This window comes from Bradyrhizobium septentrionale, assembly GCF_011516645.4.
GTDB classification, from domain to species: Bacteria; Pseudomonadota; Alphaproteobacteria; order Rhizobiales; family Xanthobacteraceae; genus Bradyrhizobium; species Bradyrhizobium septentrionale.
The window spans coordinates 7265294-7285514 of sequence record NZ_CP088285.1; the positions used below are offsets into that span (position 1 = coordinate 7265294).

Here is a 20221-nt window from a genome sequence, read left to right on the forward strand (position 1 = left end):
AGATAGGGGTGCTAGGGAGTCGACGCCTCCTCGAGGGCTACCAAGAGGAGTTATGAAATGAACTACGATTCCATCCGTCCGACGTCTGCCAAGGGCACCGTACGGACGCTGAGCCAGCAGGAGGAGCTTCCTCTGCTGCGAGATCATCTGCTGCGGCTGGATCGTACCAGCCGTCATGATCGCTTTCATGGCTTCATCGACGACAGCTTCATCCGCCGCTATGCCGAGCGCTGCGCCAACGATGGCACGGTCATCATCGCCTATTTCGAGGATGGCGTGGTCCGCGGCGCGGCCGAGCTGCATCCGCCGGAGCAGTCACCGGACGCGCAGCCCGAGATCGCCTTCAGCGTGGAGCGGTCGGCGCGTCGCAAGGGCGTCGGCAGCACGCTGTTTCGCAAGCTGATCGCCGAGGCGCATGCCAAGGGCTACAGCAACCTGCGCATCACCACCGGCGCACAGAACGATGCGATGCGTGCGCTCGCCACCAAGTTCGGTGCCCAGCTGACCTTCCGTCACGGTGAGTCCACCGGCAGCATCGACCTGACCGAGCAACACCAGGCCGAGCCGGCACCGACTGCTGCAGTGGTGACGCCGGCCGAGGCCGCGCAAGCGATCGTCGACATGAACCGTGCCTATTGGCGGATGGTGATGCAGATGTCGGGCTGGGGCCGGGCGGCCTGAGCCGATTTCTCAGCAAACGCAAAAAGGGCAATCCGCTCAGCGGATTGCCCTTTTTCTTTCAGCAATCGGATGTCGTTGTTCAGGTGCCGGTGCGCTTGTCCGTCGCAAAGCGGCGGACCACGCGGCGCTCGACCACAATGGAGCGCTGCGCGCCCTGTTCGCCGGCGATCACACGGGTTGCCGTGCCGGTCCGGGCGCTGACGCGCGCGGTCTTCTTCACCTCGGCCAGCACCTCGTCATAGGGCAGTCCCATCAGGGACGATGCGATCTCGGCCTGGGCCTCCACGTCGTCGGTGATGCCGATGGCCGCGAAGATTGCCTCCTCCAGGGTCGGCGGATCATGCCGCACGCGCCTTGTGCCGTATTTGGTGTTCCAGTCTCCGCTCATCGCCGCCTCATCCCTTGAATCGCGGGAGATACGTAAGGGCCCTAATGTTGCATTGCAATATGAATGTGAGATGGCAATCCAGCCATGCAGCTAGAGTCTCTCAATTTTGTGAGCGTCATAAAGTTCGATCGTGGTCGCAGCCGCCGCAAGAGATTGCAGCAACCGGACGAAGTCACGGGAGGCCGGGACCGCAAAATGCGCCGCCAGCGCGGCGCGATCGGCCCATTGCTCGAAAAACACCAGCTTGAGGGGATCTTCGCAGTCGACATGCACCGCGTGCGAGATGCAGCCGGGCTCGGTGCGCGAGCGATGGACATGCTCGAGACTTAGGCGCCGCACCTCATCGAATGTGTCGGGGCGGGCGGTGACGCTGCCGGTGACGACAATCATGATGTCCCCCAGTGCTTTACGGGGCGGCTTCCGCCCCTGACGCATTGATCGGCTGCTGCGGCCAGCGCTTCAGTGCAGCACGGCCGGCATCGGTCAGAAGATAGATGCCGCGCTCGGCGCGATCGAACCAGCCATAGACATTATGCAGCAGGATCTTGCCGGCGTCGGGAAAATCCGCCCGCAGGTCGCGCACCCGCTTTGGTCCATCCGACAGCGCCGACGCGCAGGCCAGCGCCTGCTGGCGGTAGGCGGTCATGATCGGTGTGCGTGTCGAACCGCCCATGACGGGATCGCCCTTGCGCTTCCGGTGCTCGGCGATCAGGCGCGAGCGCTGCTTCGGATTGCGCCTGATGGCCGCGGTCGGCGGCGGCACCAGCACCTCGACGTCGCCGCGGTCGGTGACGCCGAGCATGCCGAAGCCGAGCCGCCGGCACAGATTGCGATAGCGCGCGTCGCTCTCGCGGCCCTTGCCGCGGGCCGAGACCTTTGCCGCGATCCAGACCTCGTCGGCGGCGGCGGCACGGTCGACCGCCTGCAGGATCAGTTCGAGATTGAAGGCGAGCTTGAGTTCACCGATCACGACGACAGGCGGATCGTCGCCGCTCAGCGCCACGAGATCGCAGCCGCCGACCTCGCCCTTCACCGTGAAGCCGAGCTTTTCGAGGAAGCGTTTGACGGGCAGATAAAGCGCAGTTTCCAACGGGCACGGCTCCGGCGGCGGTTCGGCCGCGACTCAATTCGCACCAGCATAGCCCGGAAAGACCGCTGCCGCCGCGGACGGAATTTGCTCAAAGCCCGCCCCAGCGGCTATTGTGAGGCTGGGACAAGGCGCGGCTATTTTCATGATCCGGAACGGGCTCTATCACATCACCGTCGAATTTCTCGACGGCGTCTCTGGCGGCAATCAGGGCGTCATGGTGCTGCGCGACGGCCAGATGCGCGGCGGCGACTCGTTCTTCTATGCCCATGGCAGCTACACCGCGGCCGATGGCAAGTGGAAGGGCGAGGTCACCAATGAGGAGCATTCGCCGACCTATGGCGAGCGCCCGGTGTGGGAACGCAAGGTGGTCACCATTGGATTCACCGGCACCTACACCGACGAGACCGCCGAGGGTAACGGCATGGCGCTCGCCGGCAAGCAGAGCATCCGCTTCAGGTCGAGGCTGCGGCTATTGGTTGCTGACTGAGGTGTGATGCAGAGCAGGTACTGCAAGGTCCAGGTCTCAAGCGCGCGGCGTCTCCGTTTTCGCGGTGCTCAAGAAGCTCGTGGCGATCTAAACCCGCCCGTTGACCGGCAGCAGCGCGCCGGTGACGGCGCTTGCGGCGTCGCTGGCGAGGAACAGGATGACGTCGGCGAGCTCTTTCGGCGTCACCCATTTGGAGATATCGGCCTTCGGCATCGCGGCGCGATTGGCCGCGGTATCAATGATCGAGGGCAGCACGGCGTTCACCGTGACCTTGCCCTTGAGTTCGGCGGCGAGCGACTCCGTCAGGCGATGCACGCCGGCCTTCGAAGCCGCGTAGGGGCCCATGCCGGAGGCGGCCTGCAACGCGCCCAGCGCGCCGATATTGATGATGCGTCCGGCGCCCGACTTGGTGAGATGCGGTATAGCGGCGCGCGATGTGTTGAGCGCGGTCATCACATTCATGGCGTACATGCGCTGCCAGGTCGCGGGATCTCCGTCGCTCACGGCCTCGAAGGTGAAGCCGCCGGCGATGTTGATCAGCCCGTCGAGCCGGCCGAAATGCGCGGCTGCCTTGTCGATCGCAGCCTTCGCTTGCGCGGGATCGGTGAGGTCGACACCGCCGAGCTCGATGCGGTCGGCGGTTGGCGCAAGCGTTGAGGCTGCATGATCGATCCCGGCGACGCTCGCGCCGCGCGCCAGGGCCTCCTCGGTGACCACTTGGCCAAGTGCGCCGAGGGCGCCGGTGATGACGATGGCTTTTCTGTTCATGGCGGTCTCCGTATGCGCGAGCAGGCTTCCGCCCACTATGATCAGGCGGAATTCATTTGCAATGCCGCCCATTCCGTCTCCTACTGCGCGCATTGATCAGTTCATTCACCTCAAGGATGTTTGCGATGCCGACACCAAGGCCGTGCGAAACCCATCTCGAACTCGTCAAGTTCGCCCATCCGTTGCCGCACATTGCGGAAGCGCTGCGGCATCAACGCAAGGTCAAGGTGGTGGCGCTCGGATCGTCGTCGACGGCGGGCGCCGACAACATCCTGCCATTCCCGCCGCGGCTCGAAATGCTGCTGCGGCAACGCTTCTTCGGCCGGATGATCGATGTGATCAACCGTGGCGTAGGCGGCCAGGAGGCGCCTGAGGAATATTCGCGCATCGAAACCGACGTCACGACCGAGGCGCCGGTGCTGGTGATCTGGCAGGTCGGCACCAACGCCGTCTACAAGAGCTACAATCCGGCCGAGGTGCGTGCCACGCTGGAGGCCGGGCTCGACGTGCTCGCCGCGCTGCCGCTTGACGTCGTCGTGATGGATTCCCAGTACACGCAGGCGATCGTCGGAACACCAGCCGCGCTCAATCTCGCCAACATCATCATGCCGATGATCGCCGAGGTCACGTCGAACAAGGGCGTCAACCTGTTCAGCCGTTTCGCGCTGATGAAGCGCTGGTTCGAAGCCGGAATTCCCCTGACCGAGCTCGACGATGGCGGCCAGCTTCTGCTTCACACCAGCGAATGGGCGACGAATTGCGCAACCCAGTCGCTGTTTGGCGCCATCGACGACGCCTTGAAGCCGGAGGCGATCACGTAACGCTGACTACGTAAGACTACGGAGTAGGGCCGATTGGATAAAATTTGCGGCAGTTCCGTAAGTCGTTCGCAGAATCCTTTCCCGTAGAAGCGAAACTCCAGCCAAGGTAGGGGTTTTCTATGGGATATCTTCCGGATCACGGTTTACCGCTTGTTCAGCTTAAGGAGCAGCGGCGCGATCTCGTGGTGGCGCTGCAAAACCGTAACGGGCCGGTGAGCAGCTGGGAATTGATGCAGATCGCGGCGATCCAGCAGGCGATCTCGGCGTTCGAGGATGTGATCGCCGATCTCGATGCAGAACTCGAGCTCGAGGCCGCGGCGGCCTAGAGCTTTTTCGGTTCTGATTGGATCAGAACCGAAGCTCTAGATTCTTGTTTTGACGCGTTTTCTTCACGCGAACCGGTGTCCACTTCGCTCGAAAACGCTCTGGCGAATTGATCAAGCCTGCAGATAGCGGCCTTCAAGCGCCTTGCGCTCGGCCTGGCCGAGCCCGAGGCCTTCGCGGAAATAACCGTCGAGGCTGCCGTAATCGGCCTCGACCGCCTCGAACGCAGCCTCCAGAAACGCAGCGCGCACGGTACCGAGCACCTGCTTGACGTCGTCGGGCAGCTCGGTGCTGTGCGCCGGATCGCGCTTGTAGAACTGATTGGTCAGGAGATAGTCGTCGGCGATCACCTGATCGGACACGCCGAGCGCGTACAGGATCAGCGCGCAGGCAAAGCCGGTGCGATCCTTGCCGGCGGTGCAGTGGATCACCAGCGGCGCGCGGTCTTCCAGCAGATGGGAAAACAGCGCGCGATAGCGCGGCGTGTTGTCCTGCACGTAGCCGCGGTAGGAATCCCGCATCACGTCGATCGCATCCGTTTCCGAGAGCTGGCGGCTGCCGGCGATCGCGCGCAGCGCGGCCACCACCGTCGGCTCGACGGGAAGCGAATGCACGGTGACGTCGCTCATGCCGCACAGCGCCTCGGTGCGCTCGGCGACGCCGCGAAAATCGAATGCGCTCTTGACCCCAAGCGAGCGCACCACGGCGACGTCCTGCTCGGTGAGATGCGCCAGATGGTTGGAGCGGAAGATCTGCCGCCAGCGCACCGTCCGCCCGTCACGCGTCTGGTAGCCGCCGAGGTCACGAAAATTGGTGGCGCCGGCGAGATTGAGATGACGGGCAGGGGCTTCGGACATGGCGGGCCTGTTGCAGCTGGTGAGGTCTTGGCGCAGAAATCTTGGCGCAGACAGGTCTATAACCGGCGCGTCAGGGGGAGAATATGACTTATCGCGGGGGCGCCATTCTCGTTGGCGCAATGGTCTTGGGCGTTTTCGGTCCCCAGGCGGCATCGGCACAGTCCGCCTTCCGGAATTATCGCTGTGCCGACGGCACCCAGTTCGTTGCGGGGTTCTTCACCGGGGACACACGCGCGCATCTGCAGCTCGACGGCAAGGCGGTGACGCTGACCAAGCGCCTGTCGCTGACAGGCACACGCTACAAAGGCGGCGGCGTCACGCTCGAGATCAGTCGATCTGGGCTTGCCAGGCTCCGGCATGCCAAGCGGCCAGCGACGGCCTGCGAGCTGGCATGAAAAAAGGGCCGAAACGCCTGGTTCCGACCCTTCTTTATTGTTCTGACGCTGTCTGACGTTCTTGCGTCGCGCCTCTCTGCCTGATCGACATCAGTGATCGCGGCTCGGTTTGGCGTCGTCGATCGCCGCCTGATGGTACCAGCTCTCGCTGCAAGCCGAGGTCTCGACCTCGCTGGCAAGTCCGCGCACCACCAGCGCTTCGCCATAGCGGCGTCCGCCGAGAGCCGAGCGGCCCCCCGCCGGGAATTGATAGATCGTTGCCGATCCCTGGTTTTGGCCTTGGTTTTGGCCCGTCGTGATCATGTCAAAGTCTCCTTTGGCCGGAGCGAGCCTCCATGGTGCGCCCGACTCATTCGCGTGTCGTTACCGTGCTTTCGATATCGGCCCGGGCCCGGCGGGGCGCAAGTTGACTAAGAAATAGTCATCTACTGTCTAATTCGTGAGCAAATCCCGGTTTGCCTCCTGCGAGGCAGGAGGCAGCTGATTAACGCTTGGGCCATGGCGATGGTTGCGGGGCGCCCGGTGGTCGGACACGAACTGTCACACAGCGCTGCCGCTGCATTAATCGGCAGGCGGTGCCGTAGCCGAATTTGCTGCAGAAACGGGCGGCGAGGCGCTCGAAAAGAAGATTTTGGCTGACCGCGGCGCATGCCTGCCGCGCTGCTATGTCGCAGCTAAAAATGCGATGTCCGTTGTGGACATCCGCGAACAGGGTGGGTCCCGCAGTGCAGCGACTGGCATTTTAATTGCTTAGTAAGAGCCGGCCGATGGTGGCCGGGTACGCGTGCGGCGACCGACTGGCTTTCGGTGTCCTCACGGTTTTGCATCATCAACAGAGAGGTTCAATGACCAAGTACAAGCTCGAGTATATCTGGCTCGACGGATATACGCCGACGCCGAGCCTGCGCGGCAAGACGCAGATCAAGGAATTCGCGTCGTTCCCGACCCTCGAACAGCTTCCGCTGTGGGGCTTTGACGGTTCATCCACCCAGCAGGCTGAAGGCCACAGCTCTGACTGCGTGCTGAAGCCGGTCGCCTGCTATCCCGACGCTGCGCGCGAGAACGGCGTGCTGGTGATGTGCGAAGTCATGATGCCCGACGGCAAGACCCCGCACGTCTCCAACAAGCGCGCCACCATCCTGGACGACGAAGGCGCCTGGTTCGGCTTCGAGCAGGAATACTTCTTCTACAAGGACGGCCGTCCGCTCGGCTTCCCGACCGATGGCTATCCGGCGCCGCAGGGCCCGTACTACACCGGCGTCGGCTATTCGAACGTCGGCAGCGTTGCCCGCAAGATCGTGGAAGAGCATCTCAATCTCTGCCTCGCCGCCGGCATCAACCACGAAGGCATCAACGCCGAAGTGGCGAAGGGCCAGTGGGAATTCCAGATCTTCGGCAAGGGCTCCAAGACCGCCGCTGACCAGATGTGGATGGCCCGCTATCTGATGCTGCGTCTCACCGAGAGCTACGGCATCGATATCGAATTCCACTGCAAGCCGCTCGGCGACACCGACTGGAATGGCTCGGGCATGCACGCCAACTTCTCGACCAAGTACATGCGCGAAGTCGGCGGCAAGGAATATTTCGAGAGCCTGATGAAGGCCTTCGACAAGAACCTGATGGACCACATCGCCGTCTACGGCCCGGACAACGACAAACGTCTGACCGGCAAGCACGAGACCGCGCCGTGGAACAAGTTCAGCTACGGCGTGGCTGACCGTGGCGCTTCGATCCGCGTGCCCCACTCCTTCGTCAACAATGGCTACAAGGGCTATCTGGAAGACCGCCGCCCGAACTCCCAGGGCGACCCCTACCAGATCGCTTCGCAGATCCTGAAGACGATCTCCGAGGTTCCGACCGGCGCCAAGGCTGCAGCTTAATAAGGCTGCGGCTTAAGTGGCTGCGGCCTAAGCAGCGATCGGACCCGGATGGAGCCATCCGGTACCGCAATTGGGTCCGCCAGGGCGAGCGCCTTGGCGGACCTTTGCTTTTTAAGGACAGTATTTGCGGGCGGCTTGCCGCCGAAAGCGGTTTCGCCGCGTTTTGAACCGCGCTAGATAACGATTGCATTTTGGCTGCCGGGGACACGGCGCTTGTTTGAAGGATTTTACAAGGTCCGGTTCGAGCTGGGCGGCGCTGTCGGCCGCAGCGTGATGTATGTCGGTGACGGCAGGATGCTCGGCGGCAATTCGGCATTTGCCCATATCGGCACCTATGAGAAAGACGGCGACGAGGTCGCGGTCGAGATCCAGACCGTCCGCCACAACCCCGACCTGAACTACCGCGCGATGGCCGGCACCGACGACGCGACGCTGATCGCCAAAGGCTGGCCGGACGGTGAGCTCTACCGTTTCAAGGGCGAACTGAGGGAATTGCCCGGCGTGCCGTTCCAGTCGGTGATGACGCCGATCACCGACGACGAAGTCCCGATTGCCGGCGGGGTCGGCGAGGGCGGCATCATCAACGGGCTCTATTCGATCCACATCCAGTTGCTCGACGGGGTCGATGGCGGCCTGACCGGCGTGATGCTGCTGAACAACGGCCGCATCCTCGGCGGCGACGCGTTCTTCTACTATCTCGGCACCTACACCTCCGAGAAGGGCCGCTGGAAGGGCCAGATCCTCAATCAGGAACACACCTCGGCGATGGGCGAGCATCCGACCTTCGGCGGCCGCGAGGTCGGGATCGGTTTCGCCGGTACTTGCGACGCGGAAGGCGCGGTGCTCGAAGCGACCGCGCTTGCCGGCAAGCGCAGCCTCCGCCTCACGGCCGCGCTCAAGCTGATGCGGCGGGCATGAGCGGAATGGGCAATTCGGTTCGCGTGCTCTCGACATTGGCGCTGAAGGGCGCGGTCGCGCGGCTTGCCTCGGCCTATCAGGCGGCAAGCGGCGTTGCGATCGATGCCGATTTCGCGCCGACGCTGGCGCTGCTCGAGCGCCTGCGTGGCGGCGAGGCGGCTGATCTGGTGATTTTGACCAAGGAAGGCCTCGACGAGATGATCGGCGAAGGCCGCGTTGCGCGGGATAGCGCCGTCGATCTCGCGCGCTCCTATGTCGGCGTTGCGGTGAAGGCGAGCGCCGCGCATCCCGACATCACAACCGAAGCCGCGCTGCGTGCGGCGCTGCTCGGTGCACGGGCGGTGGCCTATTCGCGGCTCGGCGCCAGCGGCATCCTGTTCGCGCGGCTGATCGAGCGGCTCGGCATCGCCACTGACATCAACGCGCGTGCGGTGATCATTCCCGCAGGCTTCACCGCGGAAAAGCTCGTCAGTGGTGAGGCCGATCTTGCGATCCAGCAGATCAGCGAGTTGAAGCAGATCGATGGCATCGAGATCGTCGGGCCGATTCCCCTGAACCTGCAGACGCCGGCGGTGTTTTCCGCCGGCCGGATAGCCACCTCGCAACGCGCAGAGGCCGCCGATCATCTGCTGCGCTATCTGTCGTCCGCTGATGTCGCGCCGGTGTTGCGGGAGACCGGGCTCGAGCCTTGAATTTGCCCGCACCGCGACGCAACCTGCCGCCCATGTTCAAACTGTTCCATGCATTCGTTGTTGCCGTGGCACTCGCCGCGCCCGCGCTGGCCCACGCGCAATCGGCCGACCTCGTGCTGTGCGACCGGCTCGCCGCCGATCCCACCGATCCCGACAAGCCGGCCGACGTGAAGGGCGTGGGCGAGATCGCATCGGCGGATATCGCGACCGCGATCAAGTATTGCGCGGTGGCGGCAAGATCCTCGCGGCGCGCGATGTATGCGCTCGGCCGCGCCCATGCCGCCAACCGGCAGACGGCGGAAGCGATGGCCGCCTGGCGCAAAGCCGCCGACAAGGGCTCGACATCGGCAATGGTCGAGCTCGGCGTGCTCTACGGCAATGGCACCGGCGTTGCCAAGGACGAGGCGCAGGCGCGCAAATTGTTCGAGCGTGCGGCGCAGGCCGGTAACGCGCGCGGCGTCAGCAATCTTGCGGCACTCGGCGGCGGCACCGCATCCGACCCGGCACGCGCCCGCGAATTGCTCGCCAGATCTGCCGAGACCAATGCGGAGGCGCAGTACCAGCTCGGCATGATGCTCGCCGAGGGCAAGGGCGGTGCGCAGGACGACGCTGCCGCACGCGCGCTGTTCGAGAAGGCGGCGGCTCAGAACCATCCGGGCGCGCTGGAGCGGATGGGGGCGTTCGCGCAGGCCGGCCGCGGCGGTCCGAAAGATAGTGATGCAGCGAAGGCCTACTATGAGCGGGCGGCGGCGCTCGGCGACGAGGATGCCAAGAAGGCGCTGGAGCGCGCCCGCTGTCCCTATGTCATCAAGGACAAGCGCGGCAACGCCGTGACCAATCTCTGCTTCTAGTTCCGGTGGCCCCTGGAATAGAAGAAACTGGCCCTTTCTTGCCGGCACATTCTGATTCTACAGTCGGCGGGTATCAGTTTGCGCTTCGAAGGCAATGCTCTCACGCCAGGCATAGTGCAGCTTTGCGCAAACGTCGCAGACGCCGGGGTACCATTTGATGATTTCTCAGTTCTTCGAAGTCCAGATCAAGGACGGGCACATCAACCGCTATATGGACCTCGCGGCTTCGCTGAGGCCTGCGCTTGACGCCATGGGCGGCTGTCTCTTCATCGATCGTTTCCAGAGCCTGACCCGCAAGAACCTTCTGCTGTCCTATCAGATCTGGCAGGACGAAGGCGCCATGACCGCGTGGCGCGTGGATGCGGGGCATCATGCGGTGCAAAAGATCGGCCGCGAGGATGTCTTCTCCGACTACCGCATCCGGATCGCCCAGGTGATCCATGAAGCAAGGCCGGGCCGCCCGATCTGGCAGCCCGAGCGACGCACGCCATACAATGACCCCGCAAGACGTCCCCCGACCTATGTCATTGCGTCGGAGTCGACCAATCCCGATCTGCCGGCAGCGACGGAGTGGCGTCGGGATTCCTTCCAAAGCATGTATCGCGATGGCCGGTTCGCGCACCTCGTCGACCTGCCGGATTATCAATCCGGTCTGGACTTCGGCGCGCAGCTCTTCAGCGATCCGAGGACCGAATATTTCCGCATTTTCGAGGTCATGCGCGACTACGGAATGTACGAGCGCGCTGAGGCGCCGCAGTATTATCCGCCGGTGCAGAGACCTTAGACGGACAAGGCGATGCCGGCTTTCCTTCGCCACAAGTGCGAGGTGGTGATCTGGAACGCTCGTCCCAGCCTGTCGTTGATATGCGAAAGGCACTGGCGAGGCGACGTCATGATCCGCAAATTGCGTTCCGGCGAGTACCGGCTGTATTCCCGCAACGTCAATCCGAAGACCGGCAAGCGCCGCAATCTCGGCACGTTCAAGTCGCGCACGGCGGCGGAGAAGCACGAGCGCGACGTGCAGTATTTCAAACGGCACTAATTTGCGGGTTTACGGCGCGGGGCAGGCCGCGCCGGACTTCACCCAGGCCTCGACCAGCGCGCCGGCCTGCGCCTGCGTGCCCGGTGCGGGTGAGCGGCCGAAGCCGGGATGCCAGGCCCAGCCCACCAGCGTGTCCTTGCCGATATGATCGATCAGTTCCTCGACCTTGCGGCCGCCATTGCGCGCGGGATCCCTGATCTGCGCGCAGATCTCGCCGACTGTCTTTCCGGCCCACGCCATCTCGCGCGGCGCGAGGTGCCATTCCGGGTGGCCCGGCACGCGCGCGGGCTCGAAATTGGCGTGCTTGTGACAGATCGAGCAACGCATTGCGCTGGCGCCGTGGCCGTCGGCGCCGCGCGTGACCGGCGGCTGGTGCATGCGGCTGATGTCGCCTTGCCGCGGACTGTCGCCGGCGGGATGGCAATTTGTGCAGCGCGGATGCGTCAAAACCTTGCCGAGCTCGGTGAAGATCGCCGCGGAGCGCTGCTCGACATTCTCGATTCCGGCAAAGCTTTCCGGTGAGGCGAGGGCATGGCTGGCGCTCTGCGATGCCGCGTAGCCCGCGCATAGGCTGGTCGCGAGCGCCGTCAGCACTGCCATGATCCGAAACCGCGTGTCCGATGTCATCGCGCGCGGGCTCATTTGTTGGCGGTCAGATAGCGTTTGGAATCGGCGAGGATCACGTCGCGCACCGCCTGGTGATATTTGATGTAGCCGGTGCAGCGGCACAGATGGCCGTCGAGCGCATCGGCAATCACTGTCTCGAGCTGCTCCCGTGCCACCGGCGTCTTCGCCAACCGTTCGAGCAGAACCTGGCCTTCGTTGAGGAAGCCGGCCGTGCAGTAGCCGCACTGGAACGCGAAGTGGTCGATGAAGGCCCGCTGTAGCGCCGAGAGTTCGCCGTCCCTGGCGTGGCCCTCGACGGTGCGGATCGCCTTGCCGTCGAAATTCGCCGCCGGCACCACGCAGGTCGGGCTGGTGTAGCGAGCATCTCGCGCAGGAAATCGTTCATCGAGAGGTCGTCGCGGACCTCGACGGGGCCGTGCTTCTGGCCGTTGATGGTGAGGTTGAGCGTCGTCACGCAAGCGCTCCCTTGAGCAGGCTCGAGGTCACCGGCAATGAGCGGAAGCGGTGGCCGGTCGCGTCGTTGATGGCGTTGAGCAGCGCCGGCACGATCGGGATCATCACCACCTCGGCCATGCCCTTGGGCGGTTCGTCCGGCGTCAGCGGCGGCAGCATCTCGATCTCGAGATCGTGCAGTGGCAGGTCGGAGCCGCGCGCGATCAGGTATTGGCCGAGATTCCACTGCCCGTTGCCGGGGCCACCTTCGAACGGCGGCAGGGTTTCGAGCAGCGCGTAGCCGACGCCCATCGCGAAGCCGCCATGGGACTGGCCGAGCACGACTTCGGACACCAGCGCCTGGCCGCACTCGAACACGCTATAGGCCTTGGCGATGCGCAAGGTGCCGGTCGCGCGCTCGATCTCGACGCGTACCAGCGTGCCGCACATCGAGGTGTAGGCGGTGCCGATCCGGTTGTTGTCGGTCGGCGGGAACTTCACGCTGACGCGGTCGATCCGCTCGAATGCGCTGCGGCCGCGGCGGATCGCCAGCGCGTCGATCTCGGCGCGGTACTGCTCGCCGAACAGCGGGAAGCGCGCGCGCGACCAGGCCCAGCGCGAGAAGCTGTGCGCCACCGCGCCGGTGACGAAGCCGCGCGTGTGCGCGGTCGCCGCAAGCTTTGGCAATGGCAGCGGCGCGAGCTCGTCGAGCACAAGTTGCCCGTCCCGCCAGCGCGCCTTGTCCCATTGCCGGGCGCGCGGATCGGTCTTGCCGATCTGCCAGAGCTCGAGCGCCGCCGGCCACAGGCCGAAGCGGAAGATGATGCGGGCGGCCTCGGCCGACGAATGCGTGCCGACATGGGCGCCGATCGAGGCGCTGGTCGCCGAACTGATCGCGGGCACCCAGCGCGGGTTCTTCTCGGCGAGATCCTGGGTCTTCTGATCCATCGTGTAGGGATCGCCCGAGGTGACGAGCCCGAGCGCGTCGTAGCTGTCGACCCGGGAGACGGCGACCTCATCGGCGACGGCGCCAAGATGGCCCGCGACCCGGTTGGCAAGCGCCGTGCCGATGCCGTTGCCCATCTCGACGTGATCGCAGAAGATCGCGATCCGTCCCTCGGGATCGATCTCGACCCGGCCGAGCGAGCAATCCGCGCCCGCACCGTAATCCTTGGTGACGCAGGCGACGCCGGTGCCGATCAGCCGTCCCTCGGATGCGGTCTGCTTGAATTGCGCGCGCTGCTGCCAGATCGGATGCTTCTCGAGCTTGTCGAGGATTTCGGGTGTGCGCACCGAAACGATGTAGGGGTTGCCGGTCATGGTCCGGCCGTTCTGCTTCAGCGCGTTGTTGCGGCGGAACGCGATCGGGTCGACCTTGAGCTCGCTGGCGGCCTCGTCGATCAGGACTTCGAGCGCGGTCATGGTCTGCAGCGTGCCGTAGCCGCGCATCGAGCCTGCGGTGACGGCGCGCGAATGCAGCGCCACGGTGGTGACGTCCACCTTCGGGACGTCGTAGATGCCGATCGCCGCGGTCGCGGCGACGGTCGCGACGTTGGCGGAGAAATTGGCGAGCCCGCCGCCGTCGAGCACATGGTCGGCGGCGAACGCCGTGATCTTGCCGCTCGTGCGATCGATGCCGATCCGCGAGCGCATCTTGATCGGATGGCGTTTGATGCCGCCCTGAAATTGCTGGTAGCGGTCGTGCGCCAGCCGCACCGGCCGTCCCGGGAAGAACATCGCCGCCAGCGCGACGTACAGCACGAAGGGCGTATGGTCGCGGCCGCCGAAGCCGCCGCCGACATGGGCGAACTGCGCGTTGATGTGCGACGGCCGGTAGGGCGGGCGGGCCTTGCCCAGCATGAAGGCGATCGACTCGGTCGCCTCATAGGGCGACTGCACGCCGAGCACCAGTTCGAGATTGCCGCCCTTGTCGCTGTACCAGGCGAGCCCGCTCTCCGGCTCCAGGAACATCGGATCGACCGATTGCGTCTCGAACTCGCGGTCAAGCACGAGCTGCGACGGATCGTCCTTGGCGAGCTGGGCGCGGATCGCTTCGCCATGGGTTGCGGCCTTGGCGTAGTCGGCCTTGGTCTCCTTGGCGAGCGGCAGCCAGACCGGCAGCGCCGCGTTCTGGATCCGGCTCGGTGAGACCCAGCCGGCCAGGATCGGCGAATAGACGTCGGGCGCGTCAGGCGTGGCGCCGGCCACCCGCGTGAAGCGGTACGCGCCGTAATTCGGGATGACGACCGGTCCGGTCTCGTCGCCGAACTTGACGAAGCCGCCGTCACGCAGCGCGAGGCGCGCCCGGTCGAAGGTGTCGAACCGCTCGAAGATCAACAGCGCGACCGGCTGTCCGAGATAGAGCGGCGTCTTGCCGACCGGGCAGAACAGGTCGCCAGTGTAGAACTCCGGCACCCGCGTGCCGATGCGGTCGAGATCGGCTGCGGTCACGATAACCGACGGTTTCAGCGCGCCATCGAGGCGCGCGAGGTCCATGCCGGCATAGACATGCGTCGCGTCATCGGCGCGGACCAGAATGGCGTGCGAGGTGGTCGCGGGCCAGCCCGGCATGTCGGCGGCACGAAAGTCGGAGGCGTAGAGCTTGGCGCCGGTGACCTTGGCCACGCCGTCGACGCGGCCGGCGGCCGTCGCCGCCGGGTTGAAATGCCCGCGCCCGGGAAGCGTCTCGCGGCTCGCGAAGGTCGGTTCCTTGGCGAGCGCCAGATGCGACAGGCTGACCGAGATGCCGCCGGCCGACAACCACTTCACGAATTCGCGTCGCGAGGGCCGCATGGTGTGATCTCTCATCAACGCTTCGACGGCATATCGCGCCGGGGTTTATCGATCGGTGTGGCACACGCAAAAGTATTGCGACAAAGCGAGCGCGATCGCAACGCCGCAATAGGTCGTAGCCGCCTCACTTGAGGTCGGCGATCGTCGCCGGTCCCGGACCCGGCGTGATCAGCGTCGGCCATTGCTTGGAACCGAACGGCACCAGCGGCGGCAGGAACGTCGTCATGCCGCGCGTCTTGGTCTCCGCGATGATCGCATCGCGCGCGTCGCCGCCCATCAGTTCATAATCCATCAAATGGTAGCTGCCGAAGAACAACGCGCCGACCGAGCGGTCGGCGATGATCCGGGTCAGCGACTCCAGCATGTCCGACGGCGTCGTGGTGAAGGAGATCGTCTCGATCAGCATCAGGCGGCTGTTGATCGCATCAGGCCCGAAGAACTGCGCCAGCACGCTGAAGATCACGTTGTTCTGCCGCGCCACATAGATCGTGTTGCTCGCACCATAGGTCTTGTCCCAGTCGGCACCGAGCTGGGTCTTCCAGTCGGCCATGACCGTCATCCAGTGCGCGACCTGGGTCTGCGCGGCCCATGCGACGTTCCTGGCGAGCAGCGGCGCCTGCTTCTTGCCGAACGCCTCGAGCTTGGCGAAGGGGATGGCGCCGGCTGTGAGGCAATCATCCATGAAGGCGATGTTGTTCTGCAGGATAGCGCGGTTGTTGTCGCGCCAGTCGGCCTGCATCGGCGTCGCGTCGAGCCCGTCGAGCGCCGACTGCATCCGGCTGCGATAGGCCTGCATCGACCCGCGCCACGCCTTGTCGTCGGGATTGTTGACATAGGGGCCGACCACCTCGGCCAGCGCCATCGTGCTGTGGCCGACCGATTTGAGCAGCTGATAGACGATCGGCACCTGCGGCGCCTCGGTCGGCGGCTTGCCCGGCCGGTAGAGGATCAGGCGCCCGCCGGCACCGGAGAACAGGCCGAGGATCACCGGGTGTTTGTCGAGGATGTTCTTCTGGAAGATCCGCGCCGCATCGCCATAGAGCTCGAACATGCCGGTGTTGAGCGCCAGCACATCCTTGGTCGCGACATCGGCCGGCGTGGACGTGGTCTTGCCCGAGATCGGTCCCATGTAGTCGGGCAGCGTCTGGGCCAGGGCCGCGCCGCCGCTGCCGAGCAGCAGTGCCGAGGCGGCGGCCAGGCGAAGGCGATGGGTCATGTGATGCTCCTCGATGCCTCCAGCCAATGCCGAGGGCCGGGTGCGGCCGCGCGACCATTCGCGGAATGCGCAAATGCTTGGACACAATGAACTGGAGGTAGATCCCGCGTTGACGCGGCACGACGCGGGCGGACGCCTACAGCTAAGCGACGAATCGGCCGGTGTCCACACCGGGACATTGCCGGTTTGCCTGCGCCAAAAGACCCAATGGTGCGGCCTTTGGCCCGGTGCTATGTGGCGAATAGAATCAATTTTATTTATTGGATTTCTCGTGCTCAACGGACTCTACAAGGTCGAGTACGGCATCAACGGCGCGTTCGGCCGCAGCATTATGTGCATGCATGACGGCAAGATGCTGGGCGGGAATTCGGCCTTCGCCCATCTCGGCACCTACCAGGTGATGAGGGGCGAGATCGCCGCCGAGGTGATCACCGAGCGTCACAATGACGATCCGCATTTCAAGCCGCTGATGGGCGCCGACGTCACCGTCATCAAGGTGCGCGGCCGCACCGAGGGCTCGACCATCCTGCTCGAGGGCAAGGCGGACGCCATGCCGGACGGCGTGTTCTGGGCGAATTTGGCGCCGCTCGACGATGAGGCGTTGCCGCCGCGCGGGGCGGTCGGACCGGGCGGCATCGTCAACGGGCTCTACTCCATCCAGCTCCGCGCACTCGACGGTGTCGACGCCGGCCTCTCCGGGGTCATGCTGCTGATGGATGGCCGTATCCTCGGTGGCGATGCGTTCTTCTACTATCTCGGCTCGTATACGTCGGCGGACGGTCGCTGGCGGGGCGAGATCGTCAACCAGGAGCACACGCCGGCGAAGGGCGAATACCCGGTGTTCGGCGGTTATGAGGTCGGCATCGGCTTTGCTGGGTCGTGTCGCGAGGAGGGCGCCGAACTCGAAGGCATCGCGCTGGCCGGTAAGCGCAGCCTTCGGCTGGCAGCCGAACTGCGGCTGATGCGACGCGCCTAGCGCCGCTTCGTTACCTTAAACTAGTCCTTGATCAGAAGCACGCCGCCGATGATCAGCGCGATGCCGGCCAGCCGTGAAAACGACACTGGATGTTGCGCCAGTCCGAACACGCCAAAATGGTCCATCGCGATGCCGGCGACCATCTGACCCGCGACCACCAGCGCCAGCAAGGTTGCGGCGCCGAGTGACGGCAGCAGCAGGATCATCAACAGGATAAAGACGCCGCCGAGGATGCCGCCGCTCCAGGCCCACCACGGCACGGCCGACACCAGCTTCCAGGACGGCACCGGCTCGCGCGTCGCGACCACCACGACCGCCATCGTCACGAGACCGCCGAGATAGCTGACGAGCCCGGCCCAGGCCGGCGAGTTGAGGGCTGAGCGGAGATTGCCGTTCAGGACCTGCTGAACGGCCACGCAGATACCGGCGCCGAGCGCGAGCAGAGAGAGAAACCAGACTTGCATGTGATGCCCCAAAACCGGTCGCCGAAGGACTTTCTGTCATAATCGATTGGCCATGATCGTGGCATGCGTGGAGCGACGCGCGAAACGCCCGGAATGGGCTTCCACCCACGCCCCAGATCGAATAAGAGGCCGCAATCCCTCAGTTCCCAGCATTGAGCATGATCCGCCTCGATAACGTTTCCAAGCAAGTCGGCCACCAGATCCTCTTCATCGAAGCCTCCGCGGCGCTCCAGAAGGGCGAGAAGATCGGCCTTGTCGGGCCGAACGGCTCCGGCAAGACCTCGCTGTTCCGAATGATCTCGGGTCAGGAGGTCCCCGATGAGGGCCAGGTCTCTCTCGATCGTGGCATTTCGATCGGCTATTTCAGCCAGGATGTCGGCGAGATGTCCGGCCGCAGCGCGGTCGCCGAGGTGATGGACGGGGCGGGGCCCGTCAGCGTGGTGGCAGCCGAGCTCAGGGAACTCGAGGCGGCGATGGCCGACCCCGACAAGGCCGACGAGATGGATGACATCATCGCCCGCTATGGCGAGGTGCAGCACCAGTTCGAGGAGCTTGACGGTTACGCGCTCGACGGCCGCGCGCGCGAGGCGCTGGCCGGTCTCGGCTTCAGCCAGGAGATGATGGATGGCGACGTCGGAAAGCTCTCTGGCGGCTGGAAGATGCGCGTCGCGCTTGCGCGTATTCTTCTGATGCGTCCCGACGTGATGCTGCTCGACGAGCCGAGCAACCATCTCGATCTCGAAAGCCTGATCTGGCTCGAGCAGTTCCTGAAAGGTTATGAGGGCGCGCTGCTGATGACCTCGCATGACCGCGAGTTCATCAACCGCATCATCAACAAGGTGGTCGAGATCGACGGCGGCCAGCTCACCAGCTATTCCGGCAATTACGAATTCTACGAACAGCAGCGCGCGCTCTCCGACAAGCAGCAGCAGGCTCAGTTCGAGCGGCAGCAGGCGATGCTCGCCAAGGAGATCAAGTTCATCGAGCGCTTCAAGGCGCGCGCCTCCCACGCCGCGCAGGTGCAGAGCCGGGTCAAGAAGCTCGACAAGATCGAGCGGGTCGAGCCGCCGCGGCGGCGGCAGACGGTGGCGTTCGATTTCCAGCCGGCGCCCCGCTCGGGCGAGGATGTCGTCAGCCTGAAGAACGTCCACAAGGCCTATGGCAGCAAGCGGATCTATGACGGGCTCGACTTCATGATCCGCCGCCGCGAGCGCTGGTGCGTGATGGGCATCAACGGCGCCGGCAAGTCGACGCTGCTGAAACTGGTCGCCGGGTCAACCGAACCCGATGACGGCGCGGTCGCGGTCGGCGGCAGCGTCAAGATGGGCTATTTCGCGCAGCATGCGATGGATCTGCTCGACGGCGAACGCACCGTGTTCCAGTCGCTGGAGGATGCGTTTCCGCAGGCCGGCCAGGGCTCCCTGCGCGCGCTCGCCGGCTGCTTCGGCTTCTCGGGCGACGATGTCGAGAAGAAGTGCCGGGTGCTCTCGGGCGGCGAGAAGGCGCGGCTCGTGATGGCCAAGATGCTGTTTGATCCGCCGAACTTTTTGGTGCTGGACGAGCCGACCAACCATCTCGATCTCGCCACCAAGGAGATGCTGATATCAGCGCTCTCCGAGTTCGAGGGCACCATGCTGTTCGTCTCCCACGACCGGCATTTCCTCGCGGCGCTCTCCAACCGCGTGCTCGAGCTGACGCCGGAAGGCATCCATCAGTTCGGTGGCGGCTACACCGAATACGTCGCGCGCACCGGGCACGAAGCGCCGGGGTTGCGGAGTTAGCGCCGAGTCAAGCCCGCCACCGCGCGCAAAACGCCTCGACGTCGCCTGACTGGAATTCCGGTAGGCGCTCCCAAATGGTCTCAACCGGCCAGTTCCACCAGGCGATCTGCGATAGCTCGGCCGCGATCCGGCGGTTGAACCGCTCCTTGATCGGCCGGGCCGGCACGCCGCCGACGATCGTGTAGGGCGCGACATCGCGCGAGACGACCGCGCCGGCCGCGAGCACCGCGCCGTCTCCGACGGTGACGCCGGGCAGCACGATCACGCCATGGCCGATCCAGACGTCGTTTCCGATCACGACGCGATCCGCGCGTCGGTTCCTGAAGAAGTCACGATCCCGTTCGGCGGCGGCCGTGTAATATTCAGGGCAATAGGTGAAGCGGTGCTGGGAAGGGCGCTCGAGCGGATGATTGGGGGCGCCGATCCTGACCTGGGCTGCGATCGCGCAAAAGCGGCCGATCTGCGCGTCGGCGACGATGCAGCCGCTGGCGAGGTAGGAATAGTCGCCGAGCTCGGTGTATTCGAGCGAGCTGTCGCCGAGAACTTCGCAGCAACGCCCAACCTTGACCTCGCGCAGCCTGACCGTCGGCTCGATGACGGTTTCGGCAAGCTTGGGGCGGGGTGGGGTCGATTGATCCATATGACTGTCCTTGATCCGGCAACTCGCACGGAGTGGTATCTATCACGGCGGGCGGGCAAGGCGAGAGTGGTTGCTGTCTGCTGCGGGGGCCAAGCTCT

24 protein-coding genes and 1 pseudogene are annotated in these 20221 nt (G+C 64.7%); 13 read left to right on the forward strand and 12 right to left on the reverse strand.

Annotated elements, in window-relative coordinates; all coding sequences use genetic code 11:
• Positions 1-57 precede the first annotated feature (57 nt).
• A complete protein-coding gene (locus HAP48_RS36275; protein WP_166204578.1) occupies positions 58-681 on the forward strand; it encodes a GNAT family N-acetyltransferase in 624 nt (207 codons plus the stop codon).
• A gap of 79 nt (positions 682-760) precedes the next feature.
• Here the strand turns inward: HAP48_RS36275 and HAP48_RS36280 are convergent, their stop codons facing one another.
• From HAP48_RS36280 to HAP48_RS36290, 3 genes are all read right to left on the reverse strand, one after another.
• The gene (locus HAP48_RS36280; protein ID WP_029082254.1) at positions 761-1069 is read right to left on the reverse strand and encodes a hypothetical protein; all 309 of its coding nucleotides are present in this window, start codon (positions 1067-1069) and stop codon (positions 761-763) included.
• A 90-nt stretch (positions 1070-1159) separates the two neighbouring features.
• A complete protein-coding gene (locus tag HAP48_RS36285; RefSeq protein WP_166204579.1) occupies positions 1160-1459 on the reverse strand; it encodes a putative quinol monooxygenase in 300 nt (99 codons plus the stop codon).
• 16 nt (positions 1460-1475) lie between these two features.
• Positions 1476-2159: a DUF2161 domain-containing phosphodiesterase gene (locus tag HAP48_RS36290; protein ID WP_166204580.1), complete on the reverse strand. Its 684-nt coding sequence runs from the start codon at positions 2157-2159 to the stop codon at positions 1476-1478.
• Between the two features lie 142 nt (positions 2160-2301).
• Here HAP48_RS36290 and HAP48_RS36295 point away from each other — a divergent pair, with 142 nt between their 5' ends.
• On the forward strand, positions 2302-2646 hold the full coding sequence (locus HAP48_RS36295; RefSeq protein WP_166204581.1) for a GrlR family regulatory protein: 345 nt from the start codon (positions 2302-2304) through the stop codon (positions 2644-2646).
• 87 nt (positions 2647-2733) lie between these two features.
• Here the strand turns inward: HAP48_RS36295 and fabG are convergent, their stop codons facing one another.
• Positions 2734-3414, reverse strand: coding sequence for a 3-oxoacyl-ACP reductase FabG (gene fabG, locus HAP48_RS36300; RefSeq protein ID WP_166204582.1), 681 nt, complete (start codon positions 3412-3414; stop codon positions 2734-2736).
• A 125-nt stretch (positions 3415-3539) separates the two neighbouring features.
• On the opposite strand from fabG, the gene HAP48_RS36305 reads away from it, so the two are divergent.
• On the forward strand, positions 3540-4235 hold the full coding sequence (locus HAP48_RS36305) for an SGNH/GDSL hydrolase family protein (RefSeq protein WP_166204583.1): 696 nt from the start codon (positions 3540-3542) through the stop codon (positions 4233-4235).
• Between the two features lie 119 nt (positions 4236-4354).
• Positions 4355-4561 carry a hypothetical protein gene (locus HAP48_RS36310; protein WP_029082249.1) on the forward strand — a complete coding sequence of 69 codons (207 nt, stop codon included), beginning with the start codon at positions 4355-4357 and terminating at the stop codon, positions 4559-4561.
• A 111-nt stretch (positions 4562-4672) separates the two neighbouring features.
• Here the strand turns inward: HAP48_RS36310 and HAP48_RS36315 are convergent, their stop codons facing one another.
• Positions 4673-5416, reverse strand: coding sequence for a tyrosine-protein phosphatase (locus HAP48_RS36315; protein ID WP_166204584.1), 744 nt, complete (start codon positions 5414-5416; stop codon positions 4673-4675).
• Positions 5417-5499: 83 nt separating this feature from the next.
• Here HAP48_RS36315 and HAP48_RS36320 point away from each other — a divergent pair, with 83 nt between their 5' ends.
• Positions 5500-5811, forward strand: coding sequence for an MliC family protein (locus tag HAP48_RS36320; protein WP_166204585.1), 312 nt, complete (start codon positions 5500-5502; stop codon positions 5809-5811).
• Positions 5812-5901: 90 nt separating this feature from the next.
• Here the strand turns inward: HAP48_RS36320 and HAP48_RS36325 are convergent, their stop codons facing one another.
• A complete protein-coding gene (locus tag HAP48_RS36325; protein WP_166204586.1) occupies positions 5902-6114 on the reverse strand; it encodes a DUF2735 domain-containing protein in 213 nt (70 codons plus the stop codon).
• A gap of 542 nt (positions 6115-6656) precedes the next feature.
• Between HAP48_RS36325 and HAP48_RS36330 the strand changes: the two genes are divergently transcribed.
• The 6 genes from HAP48_RS36330 (at position 6657) to HAP48_RS36355 (ending at position 11194) form a co-directional block, all read left to right on the forward strand.
• Positions 6657-7691, forward strand: a complete 1035-nt coding sequence (locus HAP48_RS36330) for a glutamine synthetase beta-grasp domain-containing protein (RefSeq protein WP_029082245.1) — start codon at positions 6657-6659, stop codon at positions 7689-7691.
• 213 nt (positions 7692-7904) lie between these two features.
• Positions 7905-8609, forward strand: coding sequence for a hypothetical protein (locus HAP48_RS36335; protein WP_166204587.1), 705 nt, complete (start codon positions 7905-7907; stop codon positions 8607-8609).
• Positions 8610-8614: 5 nt separating this feature from the next.
• Positions 8615-9301 carry a substrate-binding domain-containing protein gene (locus HAP48_RS36340; protein ID WP_166204588.1) on the forward strand — a complete coding sequence of 229 codons (687 nt, stop codon included), beginning with the start codon at positions 8615-8617 and terminating at the stop codon, positions 9299-9301.
• A 32-nt stretch (positions 9302-9333) separates the two neighbouring features.
• Positions 9334-10152: a tetratricopeptide repeat protein gene (locus tag HAP48_RS36345; RefSeq protein WP_166204589.1), complete on the forward strand. Its 819-nt coding sequence runs from the start codon at positions 9334-9336 to the stop codon at positions 10150-10152.
• 157 nt (positions 10153-10309) lie between these two features.
• A complete protein-coding gene (locus HAP48_RS36350; RefSeq protein ID WP_166204590.1) occupies positions 10310-10936 on the forward strand; it encodes an antibiotic biosynthesis monooxygenase family protein in 627 nt (208 codons plus the stop codon).
• 108 nt (positions 10937-11044) lie between these two features.
• Positions 11045-11194 carry a hypothetical protein gene (locus HAP48_RS36355; RefSeq protein WP_166204591.1) on the forward strand — a complete coding sequence of 50 codons (150 nt, stop codon included), beginning with the start codon at positions 11045-11047 and terminating at the stop codon, positions 11192-11194.
• A gap of 9 nt (positions 11195-11203) precedes the next feature.
• Here HAP48_RS36355 and HAP48_RS36360 read toward each other — a convergent pair whose 3' ends face one another.
• The 4 genes and pseudogenes from HAP48_RS36360 to HAP48_RS36375 form a co-directional block, all read right to left on the reverse strand.
• On the reverse strand, positions 11204-11821 hold the full coding sequence (locus tag HAP48_RS36360; protein ID WP_166204592.1) for an Isoquinoline 1-oxidoreductase subunit: 618 nt from the start codon (positions 11819-11821) through the stop codon (positions 11204-11206).
• 11 nt (positions 11822-11832) lie between these two features.
• Positions 11833-12275 (reverse strand): annotated as a pseudogene (locus HAP48_RS36365) ((2Fe-2S)-binding protein).
• Positions 12272-15046, reverse strand: coding sequence for a xanthine dehydrogenase family protein molybdopterin-binding subunit (locus tag HAP48_RS36370; protein WP_166215488.1), 2775 nt, complete (start codon positions 15044-15046; stop codon positions 12272-12274). The pseudogene HAP48_RS36365 and the gene HAP48_RS36370 overlap by 4 nt, the downstream one beginning before the upstream one ends.
• 124 nt (positions 15047-15170) lie before the next feature.
• Positions 15171-16262, reverse strand: coding sequence for a hypothetical protein (locus HAP48_RS36375; protein ID WP_166204593.1), 1092 nt, complete (start codon positions 16260-16262; stop codon positions 15171-15173).
• A gap of 271 nt (positions 16263-16533) precedes the next feature.
• Between HAP48_RS36375 and HAP48_RS36380 the strand changes: the two genes are divergently transcribed.
• Complete coding sequence (locus HAP48_RS36380; protein ID WP_166204594.1) at positions 16534-17238, forward strand: GrlR family regulatory protein; 705 nt, start codon at positions 16534-16536, stop codon at positions 17236-17238.
• A gap of 20 nt (positions 17239-17258) precedes the next feature.
• Here HAP48_RS36380 and HAP48_RS36385 read toward each other — a convergent pair whose 3' ends face one another.
• The gene (locus HAP48_RS36385) at positions 17259-17702 is read right to left on the reverse strand and encodes a DMT family transporter (RefSeq protein ID WP_166204595.1); all 444 of its coding nucleotides are present in this window, start codon (positions 17700-17702) and stop codon (positions 17259-17261) included.
• 158 nt (positions 17703-17860) lie between these two features.
• On the opposite strand from HAP48_RS36385, the gene HAP48_RS36390 reads away from it, so the two are divergent.
• Positions 17861-19483 carry an ABC-F family ATP-binding cassette domain-containing protein gene (locus tag HAP48_RS36390; RefSeq protein WP_166204596.1) on the forward strand — a complete coding sequence of 541 codons (1623 nt, stop codon included), beginning with the start codon at positions 17861-17863 and terminating at the stop codon, positions 19481-19483.
• Positions 19484-19490: 7 nt separating this feature from the next.
• Here the strand turns inward: HAP48_RS36390 and HAP48_RS36395 are convergent, their stop codons facing one another.
• The gene (locus HAP48_RS36395; RefSeq protein WP_166204597.1) at positions 19491-20123 is read right to left on the reverse strand and encodes a DapH/DapD/GlmU-related protein; all 633 of its coding nucleotides are present in this window, start codon (positions 20121-20123) and stop codon (positions 19491-19493) included.
• Positions 20124-20221 lie beyond the last annotated feature (98 nt).

Excerpts from the sequence above, each read along its gene's own strand:
- HAP48_RS36275 (WP_166204578.1), top strand. The coding sequence starts at position 58 with ATGAACTACGATTCCATCCGTCCGACGTCTGCCAAGGGCACCGTACGG.
- HAP48_RS36280 (WP_029082254.1), bottom strand. The coding sequence starts at position 1,069 with ATGAGCGGAGACTGGAACACCAAATACGGCACAAGGCGCGTGCGGCAT.
- HAP48_RS36285 (WP_166204579.1), bottom strand. The coding sequence starts at position 1,459 with ATGATTGTCGTCACCGGCAGCGTCACCGCCCGCCCCGACACATTCGAT.
- HAP48_RS36295 (WP_166204581.1), top strand. The coding sequence starts at position 2,302 with ATGATCCGGAACGGGCTCTATCACATCACCGTCGAATTTCTCGACGGC.
- fabG (WP_166204582.1), bottom strand. The coding sequence starts at position 3,414 with ATGAACAGAAAAGCCATCGTCATCACCGGCGCCCTCGGCGCACTTGGC.
- HAP48_RS36305 (WP_166204583.1), top strand. The coding sequence starts at position 3,540 with ATGCCGACACCAAGGCCGTGCGAAACCCATCTCGAACTCGTCAAGTTC.
- HAP48_RS36310 (WP_029082249.1), top strand. The coding sequence starts at position 4,355 with ATGGGATATCTTCCGGATCACGGTTTACCGCTTGTTCAGCTTAAGGAG.
- HAP48_RS36315 (WP_166204584.1), bottom strand. The coding sequence starts at position 5,416 with ATGTCCGAAGCCCCTGCCCGTCATCTCAATCTCGCCGGCGCCACCAAT.
- HAP48_RS36320 (WP_166204585.1), top strand. The coding sequence starts at position 5,500 with ATGACTTATCGCGGGGGCGCCATTCTCGTTGGCGCAATGGTCTTGGGC.
- HAP48_RS36325 (WP_166204586.1), bottom strand. The coding sequence starts at position 6,114 with ATGATCACGACGGGCCAAAACCAAGGCCAAAACCAGGGATCGGCAACG.
- HAP48_RS36330 (WP_029082245.1), top strand. The coding sequence starts at position 6,657 with ATGACCAAGTACAAGCTCGAGTATATCTGGCTCGACGGATATACGCCG.
- HAP48_RS36340 (WP_166204588.1), top strand. The coding sequence starts at position 8,615 with ATGGGCAATTCGGTTCGCGTGCTCTCGACATTGGCGCTGAAGGGCGCG.
- HAP48_RS36345 (WP_166204589.1), top strand. The coding sequence starts at position 9,334 with ATGTTCAAACTGTTCCATGCATTCGTTGTTGCCGTGGCACTCGCCGCG.
- HAP48_RS36350 (WP_166204590.1), top strand. The coding sequence starts at position 10,310 with ATGATTTCTCAGTTCTTCGAAGTCCAGATCAAGGACGGGCACATCAAC.
- HAP48_RS36355 (WP_166204591.1), top strand. The coding sequence starts at position 11,045 with ATGATCCGCAAATTGCGTTCCGGCGAGTACCGGCTGTATTCCCGCAAC.
- HAP48_RS36360 (WP_166204592.1), bottom strand. The coding sequence starts at position 11,821 with ATGACATCGGACACGCGGTTTCGGATCATGGCAGTGCTGACGGCGCTC.
- HAP48_RS36370 (WP_166215488.1), bottom strand. The coding sequence starts at position 15,046 with ATGCGGCCCTCGCGACGCGAATTCGTGAAGTGGTTGTCGGCCGGCGGC.
- HAP48_RS36375 (WP_166204593.1), bottom strand. The coding sequence starts at position 16,262 with ATGACCCATCGCCTTCGCCTGGCCGCCGCCTCGGCACTGCTGCTCGGC.
- HAP48_RS36385 (WP_166204595.1), bottom strand. The coding sequence starts at position 17,702 with ATGCAAGTCTGGTTTCTCTCTCTGCTCGCGCTCGGCGCCGGTATCTGC.
- HAP48_RS36390 (WP_166204596.1), top strand. The coding sequence starts at position 17,861 with ATGATCCGCCTCGATAACGTTTCCAAGCAAGTCGGCCACCAGATCCTC.
- HAP48_RS36395 (WP_166204597.1), bottom strand. The coding sequence starts at position 20,123 with ATGGATCAATCGACCCCACCCCGCCCCAAGCTTGCCGAAACCGTCATC.